The 12395-nt window shown below is 62.8% G+C and carries 10 protein-coding genes; 7 read left to right on the top strand and 3 right to left on the bottom strand.

The genetic code is table 11. The annotated features are described in order from the left end of the window. Positions 1-11 precede the first annotated feature (11 nt). The 7 genes from FJ954_RS25135 (at position 12) to FJ954_RS25105 (ending at position 7013) form a co-directional block, all read left to right on the top strand. Positions 12-917 (top strand): proline iminopeptidase-family hydrolase, encoded by a 906-nt coding sequence (locus FJ954_RS25135; RefSeq protein ID WP_140664047.1) that lies wholly within the window; start codon positions 12-14, stop codon positions 915-917. Positions 918-935: 18 nt separating this feature from the next. Further along, on the top strand, positions 936-2597 hold the full coding sequence (locus FJ954_RS25130) for an ABC transporter substrate-binding protein (protein ID WP_140616442.1): 1662 nt from the start codon (positions 936-938) through the stop codon (positions 2595-2597). A 56-nt stretch (positions 2598-2653) separates the two neighbouring features. Further along, positions 2654-3670, top strand: a complete 1017-nt coding sequence (locus FJ954_RS25125; protein WP_140664044.1) for an ABC transporter permease — start codon at positions 2654-2656, stop codon at positions 3668-3670. Continuing rightward, positions 3670-4641 carry an ABC transporter permease gene (locus tag FJ954_RS25120; RefSeq protein WP_140664041.1) on the top strand — a complete coding sequence of 324 codons (972 nt, stop codon included), beginning with the start codon at positions 3670-3672 and terminating at the stop codon, positions 4639-4641. The genes FJ954_RS25125 and FJ954_RS25120 overlap by 1 nt, the downstream gene beginning before the upstream one ends. Beyond that, entirely contained in the window at positions 4638-5597 is a 960-nt protein-coding gene (locus FJ954_RS25115) for an ABC transporter ATP-binding protein (RefSeq protein WP_140664038.1), read from the top strand. The genes FJ954_RS25120 and FJ954_RS25115 overlap by 4 nt, the downstream gene beginning before the upstream one ends. A gap of 8 nt (positions 5598-5605) precedes the next feature. Further along, positions 5606-6592 (top strand): dipeptide ABC transporter ATP-binding protein, encoded by a 987-nt coding sequence (locus FJ954_RS25110; protein WP_140664035.1) that lies wholly within the window; start codon positions 5606-5608, stop codon positions 6590-6592. A gap of 118 nt (positions 6593-6710) precedes the next feature. Continuing rightward, entirely contained in the window at positions 6711-7013 is a 303-nt protein-coding gene (locus tag FJ954_RS25105; RefSeq protein WP_015317826.1) for a DUF982 domain-containing protein, read from the top strand. 94 nt (positions 7014-7107) lie between these two features. Here the strand turns inward: FJ954_RS25105 and FJ954_RS25100 are convergent, their stop codons facing one another. The 3 genes from FJ954_RS25100 to FJ954_RS25090 all read right to left on the bottom strand — a co-directional run bounded on the left by FJ954_RS25100 (position 7108) and on the right by FJ954_RS25090 (position 12293). After that, the gene (locus FJ954_RS25100; protein ID WP_140664033.1) at positions 7108-8634 is read right to left on the bottom strand and encodes an HlyD family type I secretion periplasmic adaptor subunit; all 1527 of its coding nucleotides are present in this window, start codon (positions 8632-8634) and stop codon (positions 7108-7110) included. Between the two features lie 3 nt (positions 8635-8637). Continuing rightward, positions 8638-10353: a type I secretion system permease/ATPase gene (locus FJ954_RS25095; protein ID WP_140664030.1), complete on the bottom strand. Its 1716-nt coding sequence runs from the start codon at positions 10351-10353 to the stop codon at positions 8638-8640. A 113-nt stretch (positions 10354-10466) separates the two neighbouring features. Beyond that, positions 10467-12293 (bottom strand): DUF5801 repeats-in-toxin domain-containing protein, encoded by a 1827-nt coding sequence (locus tag FJ954_RS25090; protein ID WP_281407735.1) that lies wholly within the window; start codon positions 12291-12293, stop codon positions 10467-10469. Positions 12294-12395 lie beyond the last annotated feature (102 nt).

Raw genomic sequence — 12395 nt, 5'->3', positions numbered from 1 at the left:
AGGAGATCGGGATGTCATCGGAGATCGTCACCAGGGAAGGGCGGGCCGATTTCGGCGACTACGAAACCTGGTATCGCGTCAGCGGTAGCCTCGATGCCCACAAGGCTCCGATCGTCATTCTGCATGGCGGGCCGGGCGCCGCCCACAATTACGTCGATGCCTACAAGCTTCTTGCCCGAAGAGGCCGCGCCGTCATCCACTACGACCAGCTGGGCTGCGGCAATTCCACCTTGCTGCCGGACAAAGGCGCCGATTTCTGGACACCCAGGCTGTTCATCGACGAGCTTGAAAACCTTGTCGACCATCTCGGCATCCGCGGCGGCTTCCATGTGCTCGGGCAGAGCTGGGGCGGCATGTTGGGCGCCGAGTATGGGGTGACGCGGCCGAAGGGCCTGAAGTCGCTGACCATCGCCAACTCGCCGGCGTCCATGAAGCTCTGGGTAGAAGAGGCCAACCGGCTGCGCGCCGACCTGCCCATGGACGTACAGGAGACGCTGACCCGGCACGAACAGGCTGGCACGACGGATCATCCGGACTACCAGCAAGCGACGATGGTGTTCTACGAGCGGCATGTCTGCCGGATCGTTCCGTTCCCCGCCGAAGTGACCGAGACCTTCGCCCAGGTCGTGCGCAATCCGACCGTTTACAACGTCATGAACGGGCCGAACGAGTTCCATGTCATCGGTACGCTGAAGAACTGGAGCATCATCGATCGGCTGCCCGCCGTCGATGTTCCGACGCTGATCATTTCCGGCCGTTACGACGAAGCCACGCCCGCGACCGTGCAGCCGTTCAAGGACGGCATCGAGGGATCGCGCTGGCAGGTATTCGAGCATTCCAGCCATATGCCGCATGTCGAAGAGCAGGATCTATGCATGCGGGTGGTGGGAGACTTCCTGGACGACAACGACAACTGAAAAAAGGGGAACTGCGACATGAAGAAACTGCTCTTGGCGGCGTCAGCCGCGGCATTGCTGGCCGGCTCGTGGCTGGCTCCGGCACAGGCCGAATACCTCAAGGAACATCGCGGCGGCACTATTCGCCTGCTGGCCCGCTCGGCCGCCGGAACGCTCGATCCGCACATCAATTACACCGACCAGGGCTGGCAGATGTATCAGCCGATCTATGACGGGCTGGTCGCCTTCCGCAAGGCCGAGGGCATGGACGGCTTCACCATCGTCCCCGATCTGGCCGAGGCGCTGCCCGAGGTGACCAATGACGGCAAGACCTTCACCTTCAAACTGCGCAAGGGCATCAAGTTCTCCGACGGGAAGGATCTCGGCGTGAAGGACGTCGTTGCTTCCTTCCAGCGCATCTTCAAGGTCTCCGGACCGACCTCCGGCACCTTCTATGCCGGCATCGTCGGCGCCGACAAATGCCTTGCCGAAACCAAGAGCTGCACGCTGGAAGGCGGCGTTGTCGGCGACGAAGCGGCAGGCACCATTACGTTGAATCTCACCAAGCCGGACGCCGAGATCCTCTACAAGCTTGCGTTGCCGCATGCCGTGGTCCTGCCGGCGGACACGCCTGCGGAAGACATGGGCTCCAAGCCCATCCCCAGCACCGGCGCCTACATGATCTCCGCCTTCGATCCCAACAAGGGCATGACGGTGACCCGCAACCCCAATTTCAAGCAATGGAGCGAGGACGCCCAGCCGGACGGCTATCCTGATGTCGTCCAGTATGATTTCGGCCTCTCCGAGGAAGCTGCCGTCACCGCGATCCAGAACGGGGAAGCCGACTGGATGTTCGACGCGCTGCCCAGCGATCGTCTCGGCGAACTCGGTACCAAGGCCATGGACCAGTTGCATATCTCGCCGCTCTCGGCCTGGTGGTATGCGCCGCTCAACAACCGGCTGGCGCCGTTCGACAATGAAAAGGCGCGCCAGGCCGTTGCCTACGCGGTCGACCGCAACACGCTGGTCAAGCTGTTTGGCGGCAAGGTGCTGGCCTCGCCGGTGTGTCAGGTCCTGCCTCCGGATTTCCCCGGCCACGAAGACTACTGCCCCTTCACCAAGAACCCCGGCGCCAAGTGGTCGGCGCCTGACCTCGACAAGGCAAAGCAGCTCGTCGAGGAATCGGGCACCAAGGGCCAGAAGGTGACCATCATCGTCGAGGACACGGCCATTTCCCGCTCCATCGGCGTCTATCTGCAGAGCGTGCTGACCACCATCGGCTATGTCGCCGACGTCAAGCCGATCTCGTCGAACATCCAGTTCACCTACATCCAGAACACCAACAACAAAGTGCAGATGTCCGTCACCCAATGGTACAAGGACTATCCCGCGGCTTCGGACTTCCTGAACATCCTGTTCAGCTGCGCATCTTTCCGTGAAGGCTCGGACGCTTCGATCAACATCGCCGGCTTCTGCGACAAGGATATCGACGCCAAAATGCAGAAGGCATTGGACCTCGGTGTGACCGACCAGAAAGCCGCCGACAAAATGTGGGCCGAAATCGACAGGCAAGTCACGGACAAGGCACCGGCCGTCGGCCTCTTCACGCCGAAGCGGCTTGACTTCGTCAGCAAGCGCGTCGGCAATTTCAAGTTCAACCGGCAGTTCAACTGGATGATCACCCAGTCGTGGGTACAGTAATGGCCTGGGTACAGTAGTGGCCTGGGTGCAGTAACGAACCGCGGAGGGGCACGTCCGTGTCGTACCAAGTCGCTGCCGTGCCGCGCAAAACGCGAGGGCCCTGGGCCGTCGCGTTTGCGAAGCTGGCAAGAAACAGGGCCGCCATGGCGTCCCTGGCCGTGTTCCTCCTCATCGTCCTTGCCTGCCTCAGTGCGCCTCTCTACGCGAAATGGACAGGGACAGACCCCTTCGCCTCGACGCTCGACGCCGTCATTCAGATCGACGGTGCCGACGTTCCGGTGATGGAACAATCGACAGAGGGGCTCGGGCTTGGCTACACGCCGCTCGGCCCGACCTGGCGGGTCGGCAACTATTTCCTCGGCGCCGACAGCCAGGGGCGCGATGTCATGGCCCGGATGCTCTATGGCGGGCTGAGCTCGCTGCTGATCTCCGGGGCAGCGACCATCTTCACGCTGGTTCTCGGCACGGCGGCGGGATTGATCGCGGGGTATTTCGGCGGCGTTACCGACACGGTTCTGTCGCGCTTGCTGGATGTGCTCTGGGCATTTCCGATCTATCTCCTGGCGATTTCGCTTTCCATTGTCACAATTTCGCAAGGCATCTCGATCGGACCGATCGAGATCGAGTCCGGCAGCCTGTGGTTGCCGGTCATCATCATCGGTATCGTCTATATACCCTATGTGGCGCGTCCGATCCGGGGGCAGGTTCTGTCGCTGCGGCACAGCGAGTTCGTGCTGGCCGCGATCAATCTGGGCGTACCGGGATGGCGGATATTGTGGCGCGACATCCTGCCCAACATCACCACCACCCTCATCGTGTTCATACCGCTGATGATGGCGCTGAACATGCTTACCGAATCGGCGCTCTCCTTCCTCTCGATTGGCGTCCAGCCGCCCGCGGCGAGCTGGGGAACGATCATCCAGGACGGGCAGGCGCTGCTTTACACCAGGCCACTCGTGGCGCTGGTGCCGGGCCTGGCGATCGCGATTTCCGTCATGACCCTCAATGTCTTCGGCGACGGCCTGCGCGACGCGCTCGACCCGCGCTCGAAGGTTCGGCTGGGGCGCGACTGATGATCTACGCCATCCTGCGCCGTTTCGGTCAGATGCTGTTCGTGATGTTCGGCATCTCGGTCATCGTCTTCCTGATTTTCTTCGCCACGCCCGGCGCCGACCCCGCGGCCCGTATCGCCGGCCGCAATGCATCGCCCGAAGTGCTCGAGGCGGTACGCCACAGCTTCGGCTTCGACCGGCCGCTCTACGTGCAATACGTGACCATGATGGAGAAGATCTTCGTCACGGGCGATCTGACTTCTTTCGTCAATCGCGGCTGGAAGGTGGTGCCGGCGGTGCTGGATTCGATCCCGGTCACGCTCTCGCTGGTGTTCGGGGCGGCGATCCTGTGGGTGGTTGTCTCCATCGGCATAGGCATCATCGCCGCCGCCACACGCGACAGTTGGCTGGACAGGCTGCTGATGGCGTTGGGCTTGCTCGGCATTTCCATGCCGGTCTACTGGCTGGGCGAGGTGATGAACCTGATCACCCAGAGCCGCTATCACGACAGCTGGGCATTTTCCTGGGTGCCGCCGCTTGGCTACAAGAATTTTTCCGACGACCCGAAAGGCTGGTTCCTGACGCTGGTCATACCCTGGATCACCCTCGCCATCCTCTACATCGGCATCTACGGCCGCGTCTTGCGCGCGGCGATCATCGAATCCCTGCAGGAAGACTATATCCGCACGGCCCGCGCCAAGGGCCTTTCGGAGACCCGCATCCTGCTGCGCCATGCCTTGCGCACGTCGCTCATCGCCTTCGTCACCTTGTTCGGTCTCGACTTCGGCGCACTGGTGGGCGGCTCGGCCCTCCTGACCGAAGTGGTGTTCGGGCTGCACGGCATCGGCAAGCTCACCTATGACGCGCTGCAGAACCTCGATTTGCCAATGATCATGGCGACGGTGATGTACGCTTCCATGTTCGTGGTGGTCGCCAACGCGGTCGTCGATTTCGTCTACATCCTTCTTGATCCGCGCCTGAGGACATCATGATATTGTCGGTGCGTGATCTCCGTGTATCCTTCCGGACCGATGATGGCCTGGTGAGGGCCATCGATGGCGTTTCCTTCGACCTCGCGGAAAGCGAAATTCTCGGTGTCGTCGGCGAGTCCGGCTCCGGCAAGACCGTGTCGCTGCTTGCGGTGATGGGGCTTATCACCGATCCCAACGCCATCATCGAAGGCTCGATCCGCTACAAGGGTCGCGAGTTGGTCGGATTGCCACCGCGCGAACTGAGGCGCCTGCGAGGCAATGAGATCGCAATGATCTTCCAGGATCCGATGACGGCGCTGACGCCGGTCTACACCATCGGCTGGCAGATCGCCGAACAGATCCGCGCGCATCGCAACATCAGCAAATCCAAGGCCATGGAGCGGGTGGAGGAACTTCTGGCGGAGGTGAATTTCCCCAATCCGCACGAAGCAATGTCGCGCTATCCGCACCAGCTCTCCGGCGGCATGCGCCAACGGGCGGTGATCGCGATGGCGCTGTCCTGCAACCCGGCGCTACTGGTGGCGGATGAGCCGACCACGGCGCTCGACGTCACGGTGCAGGCAGGCATTCTCGATCTGGTGCGCAAGCTGCGCGCCACGCACAAATCGGCGGTGGTCTTCATCACCCATGACATGGGCGTGGTCTCCGAACTCGCCGACCGGGTCATGGTCATGTATGCGGGCCGCATCGTGGAACGCGGCAGCCGCACGGAGCTGTTCTCCGACCCGCGACACCCCTATACGCGTGCATTGCTTGGTTCGATCCCGCCGCTGACCGGTGCCAAACCCCGCCGCCTGCCGGCCATTCCCGGGTCTCCGCCATCGCTGCTGCGATTGCCGCAAGGCTGCGCCTTCGGTCCGCGTTGCCCCGTCGGGTACGAGCCCTGCCTAACCGGCAAGCCCGAGCTTGGCGCCGCCACGCACGCGGCGGCCTGTTTCCGGGTGGCGCAGACATGAGCGGACCGATGATCGACAAAGACCGTCCAATCCTCGAAACGCGCGGGCTCGGCAAACGCTTCTCGATCGGCAGCCGTTTTTCCGCGGAGGGCAGGCGAACCGTCCACGCGGTCGACAATGTCTCCCTGACAGTGCGGCGCGGCGAAACCGTTGGATTGGTCGGCGAGTCCGGATGCGGCAAGTCCACGCTGGCGCGATGCCTGGTCAGGCTTTACGACATTTCGGACGGCAAGCTCCTGTTCGAAGGCGACGACATCACCTCGAAATCGCTGTCTGAACTGAGGCCGCTGCGGCGGCGCCTGCAAATGGTCTTCCAGGACCCGTCGGCCTCGCTCAATCCGCGCCGGCGCGTCGGCGACCTGGTGGCCGAACCGCTGCGCATCCATGGCAGGCTTTCATCGCGCGAGATCGCCAGCCGCGTCGCGGAACTCTTCGACCTCGTCGGACTGTTGCCGGACCATGTCATGCGCTTTCCCCATGAATTCTCGGGCGGGCAGCGCCAGCGTGTCGGCATTGCACGCGCCATCGCCCTCAATCCCGATCTTGTCGTTCTCGATGAACCGGTCTCCGCGCTCGACGTGTCCGTACAGGCGCAGATCGTCAACCTGCTTGCCGATCTCCAGGAGAAGTTGGACCTCACCTATGTCTTCATCGCCCACGACCTGTCCGTGGTGCGTCAGGTCTCGACCCGCATCGCGGTCATGTATCTCGGCTCGATCGTCGAGGAAGGGCCGGCGGAACAGGTGTTTTCAGCCCCGGCCCACCCTTACAGCCAAGCCCTGATCTCGGCCGTTCCCGTCGTGCAGACGACGCCCACTGGGACGCGCAAGCGTATCATCCTGACAGGCGACGTACCGAGCCCGCTCAATCCGCCATCCGGCTGCCGTTTCCATCCCCGATGCCCAATCGCGGTCGAGCGCTGCCGTTCGGAACGGCCGGAGCTGAGGGAGCACCAATCCGGCCGCAAAGCGGCTTGCCACTTCCCGACGGTATAGCCGACCTCATTCCGATCGCCAGAATCTTTAAAAAATTCTTCTTCGCATGGAACAAATCGCCAAGCGGGGCGTTCCATAGGGTTCGATCGAGCGCATCTCGATCGACCGGGAGGAAACAATGGACTACCTGCATTTCTTTGCGCCCGTGCGGATATCGCGCGGGCAGGGGCATCCTGTAGAAGAAGTGGATAGTGTCGCCGAGGCGATGGTTTTCTTGCGTAAATGGCCGACGGGACGACGTGGGCCAGTATATCAGTGCGCGCTGAATTGCTGCTCGGCTGCCCTGTCGGGACAGATGTCGGCGGAGGAAGCTAGAAAGGCGTTCACCGGATTTGCCCGGATCACGCGGCTTCTCGACGATGACATGGCACTGCCGATGGGCAGCGACAGCATGGCGAGCATACACGCGCTGCGGCGATAGCCGCCACGCCCCTCTGCCTCTGGTGGATCGCGCCCCTTACGGGCGCGATGGAGGTTATGCTTGACCCTCGGGGCAGGTCGGTGAGTATCGCTTCTCAATTCTCCCTGAACCCACGATTGAGCGAATCGCGAACCGGCGCCAACATATAGTCCAGCAGCGTGTGCTCGCCGGTCAGGATCATGACTTCCGCCGGCATGCCGGGCGATAGATGGATGTCATGCAGATCCCTGAGATCGGCCGCGTCGATCTTGACCTTGGCAAGGAAATAAGGCTCTCCGGTTCTCTCGTCCGTCAGCCGGTCAGCCGAAATCGAGGTCAGCAGGCCATGGATTTGCGGCAGGTGTCTGGTTGGATAGGCCGACAGCACCACACGGGCCGGCATGTCCGGATGCACCACGTCGATATCCGTGGGCTTGATGCGGGAATCGATGATCAGACTGGCCTCGTTCGGGACGATATCGAGCAGCGCCTGACCGCTGGAGATCACGCCCGATTCCGTTGTTACGCGCAGGTTCATCACCGTTCCGGCGATTGGCGCGACGATGTCGGTCCTCGCCAGCACATCCTGTCGCGAAGGCAATTGGCTGCGCAATTCGGCGAGGTCCGTGCGCGCTTTGGCAAGATCCTCGTTGGCGCTCTCGCTGTCCTGCTGACGCAGGTTGAGGAGTTGGAACTGGGTCTCGCCGATCTGCTGATCGTTCTTCGCTATCTGCGCCCGGTTCGATGCCTGGTTGGCCCGAATGTCGGCCTGGGAGCGCTGAAGCGCCAATATCCGCGGCAGGCGTTCGAGGCCCTTCCTGTACATCTCCTGCGCGGAGGCGATCTCCTGGTCGATCAGGCCGAGTTGCTCGGCCTCGGCCGCCATGACATCCCTCGCTCCCGTGCTTTGCTCTTCGATCTGCGCGATGCGTTTGTTGAGGATCTGTGTGCGGCCTTGGCGGGTTGCGAGGCGGCTGTCGAGCAGCGCCTGTTCTTCGGCGACCACCTTGCGCGCGCTCTCGCTGTCGATCGAGGTCAGCTCGTTGGGGAAGGTTATCCGGTCCTGACCGGCAAGCTCCGAAACAAGTCGCGCCTCGGTCGCCAGCAGGCGAATATAGCGCCCCTCCAGCTCGTCATATCGCCCTTGCGCATCGGTCGTCTTCAGGCCGATCAGCACTTGGCCGACGCTGACTTTATCGCCCTCCTTGACGTGGATCGCGCCGATGATGCCGCCCTCCAGATGCTGGATGGTCTTACGATAACCCTCGGGGCTGACGACGCCGTTGGCAACGACGGCGCTCGCCAGCAGGGCGACGCTTGACCAAGCAGCGGTGCCGCCTACGAAAAGGATGGCCGAAGCGTAGCCCAGCATTCGCGCCGGCCGCGTCCGCAGCTTCAGATTGCGCCTGCTGGCACGGTAGGCGCGCGAGCGTCGCCGGAGCAATCCCGCAATCAAGAGCAGGAAGAGCGCGCCAGCCACCGCCAGCAACATTAACCGAGACGGCGTGTCGGTCCCATCCAACCAAACCGATACCGCTGTGCTGAGGTCGTTGGCGGAGGCGGTCAGCCTGTCAGTGAGTTCGTGCAAGCTGTCCGTCAGCCGGTTCAGCGTCGTCGAGAAGTCGCCAAATCGATCGCTCATGGCTCACTCCGCTGCGTTCAGTTTCGCTGCCGCGTTGGCAACAAGCTTTTCCCGCAAGGCCGCCGGAACCGGAATGCGCCTGGGCGGTCCGCCGAGCGCGCCGAGCACCTCGTCGCGCGTGCCGAACATCGAAACCGATCCGTCATGGAGGAAGACGACATGATCGGCGGTGCGCAGGAGATTGGTCTGGTGGCTGACGAGAATGACGGTGCGGCCCCGCTCCTTCAGTTGCTGGAGGACGTTGAACAGCGCCACTTCGCCTTCACCGTCCAGGCCGGTGTTCGGTTCGTCGAGAACGATCAGCTGCGGATCGCCGAACAGTGCCCGGGCCAGCGCGATACGCTGGCGCTGGCCGCGCGAAATGCGAGCGCCATGCGGTCCCACTTCGGTCCGGTAGCCGTTCGGCAGCCGCAGGATCATATCATGGATGCCGGCAAGCTGCGCCGCGGCGATGACCGCGTCGCTGTCGACGTCACGCAGGCGCGCGATGTTCTCGCCGATCGTTCCGGGGAACAGCTCGACCTGCTGCGGCAGATAGCCGAGATGCATGCCAAGTTCGTCTGAAGGCCAGTTGCACACCTCCGCACCATCCAGCCTGACATGGCCGAGCGAAGGCCGCAGCGCGCCGACGATAAGACGACAGAGCGTGGTCTTGCCGGAACCGGACTGGCCGATCACACCGCAGGTCTGGCCCGGCTCAACGCCGAAGCTTATGGCATTGACAAGCGCCTGGGACGTTCCCGGCGCGCAGTAATGCAGGTTCTCGAGCTTCAGCCTGCCTTGTGGGCGGGGCAATGTGACGCCAACCGTTTGCATCGATCTGGTGTCGGCGAAAAGCTTCATGAGATTGCGGCGCGCGGTTCGCGCGCTGACCAGGCCGCGCCAGGCGCCGATAGAGCGCTCGATCGGCGCCAACGCGCGGCTGAGCAGGATCGAGGCCGCAATCATCGAGCCTGGCGTCAGCTCGCGACGCAGGACGAGATAGGCGCCGAGCCCGAGCACCGCCACTTGGAGCGCTAGGCGAAGCGAACGCGACAAGCTGCCGATGACGGTGGTGCGCCGCAGGAGCCGGGTCTGGATATCCATCAGCGACTGCTGGTTTTCCTCCCAGCGCCGCAGCGCCGGCTCGGACATGCCGAGCGAGCGCAATGTCTCGGCGCCGTCGATAAACTGCCCTACGGCGGTCTGGCTGCGGCGCAGTCCGGCCGCGGCCTCCTGGCTCTTGCGGCGTGTGAGGAAATCATTGGCGAGCGCTGCACAGAACAAAAGCACAGCGCCGGCAAGACCGACCACGCCCAGCGCGGGATGCAGCAACCACATGAACGCCAGGAAGACCGGTGTCCATGGGGCGTCGAGAAAGGTCAGGATGCCGTCGCCGGCGATGAAACCGCGCAGGTCCGCTACGTCCTTCAGGCCGGCTTCGAGGCTGCTGCCGGCGAGCCGCGCGTCCATGGCGCGTTCGATCACCGGAACGCTGAGCTGGTCGTCCAGCCATTGGCTGATATGCCCCAGCATCATCCGGCGGGCATGTTCCAGAAGGCCGTAGACGGCGATGGCGCCGATGACGGCCAATGTGAGCCAGAACAATGTGTCGATGGAACCGCTCGACAGTACCCGGTCGTAGATTTGCAGCATGTAAACGGTGCTGGCGAGCAGGAGAAGATTGGAGACCAGGCTGAAGAGGAGGAGGGCGGGGACCTGGTGGCGTGCCAGATGCATTACCTCCTGGAATTCCGGTCTTGGCTGCATCACGGATACCCCACTTCGATGCTTGCCGGCACCCGGCCGGTGTGAAACGGGGACAGCTGATGCCGCCCCCGTCGGGTCTGGTGTCAGGCGATGTCGACAAGGATGTGCTGCATCGCTGTGTGATCGGCATCCGCGTCCGCCACCTGGAAAGCGAAGTCGAGGTGAGCGTCCGGCGTCTGCGTCACGGTCGAGGTGAAGCCGATATCCGTGATCTTCAGCACGTCGTTGTCGACGGGGTCGAAGTTGACCAGACTGGCGGTCGTGTTGCTCCCACCGCTAGCGCCGGTCGCTCCGTTCAAGTCGATTGCCTGGCCGGTGATGCCGTTGCCGGACTGCATGATCTGAACGCCTTGCAGCGAGTAATGTTCGCCGGCCGCGTTGTAGTCGTTCTGCTCGATGATCACGAGGCCGTCATTGTTGTCGAGTGTGAACTCGCCATTGTAAGGGGCCGGCACCTGACCCTTCTTGAAGATGTCGGAGTTCGAGACATACACGGCCCGTGTGATCTCGTTTGTGCCGTCGGTCAGGTCGAGGATTAGCATCAGGTCTTCGCTGTTGCCGATGCCGTCGAACTTGATGGCCATCGCGCCGGCCGTCGCGGTCGGATCGGTAGCCTCGGTCTGGATGCCGACACTGCTGTCGAAGAACCGCAGGGTCAGCAGTTCGCCTTTCTGGATCGTGTCGCCGGCGACACCGTTAGTGCTCTGGGTGGCAGAAACCCAGGTTTCATTGCTGTTGCTGACCATATCGTGGGTACCGGCCGTCGGCAGCGAGTTGAACGTGGAGTCGCCGGAAGACCCCTCTCCATTATTCGTCAGGCTGAACGGATGGCTTCTGTCGATCAGGTTGCCGGTGAACTGCACGTAAAAGTCTTCGTCGGCCGCCGTGCCCGGGTCATCCGCCTGCAACTTCTCCACCACGATCGGAGGGTGGCCTGCATTGCTCAAGGGCTCCTTGGACAGGAGTTGGCTGGTGTGAATCACGTCGAAAGTGAAGCCTTCGAGTGGGTCGGTCAGGGTGATAGCGTAAGTGTCGTTGACCTTGTCGAAGACGAGGGTGCCGCCCGCCGTGCCGGTCTGGAGCCCGGCAGCCGAATCCTTGTCGTAGGTGAAGTTGAAGTTGAATGTTGCGTTGGTGTCGGTCTCCGATGCGAGCGTCACATCCGGGGTGAGGACATTGCCGCCGCCACCGCCGACGATCGTGCCGCTCAGCCCGATCTGGACGCCGGCAAGCGCGCCGTTCTGATCGACAAAGTCGGAACCGCCGCCGGTGTAGAACGCAGCCGGGTGCGCATCGGCGCCGATGTCGTAGCCGAAGGCTCCGGAGGCGGATGCATTCAGCGTGTTGGCCAGGTTTTCGTTCTGGATACCCGCGGTACCCGGGTCGCCGTCGAACGGCACGGTGATCGTTGGCGCGTCGTCCTTGAAGATGAGGCTGGTGCCGATATTGACATGGTCCGAGGCCTGATCGCCGTCACCATCGGTGATGGTGGCGGTCAAAGTGACAAGATTATCAGCCGCCAAAGTTGTTGCCTGGTCCGGTCCGGAGTCGGGCGAATGCATGACCGCACGTTCCTGGTCGAGGGTCACGTTGCCGTCGGCGGCCACGCTCACCGTGAATACCACGGCGCCCGCGGCCGATCCGGCCCGGCCAACCACCTCGCCGCTTTCGACGAAGAGCAGAATCGACAGGCCGCTCAAGGTGTCTGTCAGGCCGCTGACGTTGGTGACCTGATTGATGTCGAGCGTGTAGCTCATGGCACCGCCATCCGCACCGGCATGCGGGGTAAAGACAGCCGCGAAATCGGCGGCGTTGCTGCCGAGGCTCGACTCGTCGACGGTTAGCGTCGGCTCGGTGCCGGTCGTCGATATGCTCGGCCCGTCATCGTGGAAGTTGAGGTTCTGGCCGATGTTGAGCGTTGCCGACTGGTGGTCACCGTCCTTGTCGGTAACGGTTGCGGTGAGCTTGACCAGGTTGTCGGCGGAAAGCGTGGCATTGTCATTGGGGTCGTT

Source organism: Mesorhizobium sp. B2-3-15 (genome assembly GCF_006442875.1).
GTDB classification, from domain to species: domain Bacteria; phylum Pseudomonadota; class Alphaproteobacteria; order Rhizobiales; family Rhizobiaceae; genus Mesorhizobium; species Mesorhizobium australicum.
Note: the sequence above shows the minus strand (reverse complement) of the source record. Positions and strands in the feature narration are given on the sequence as shown.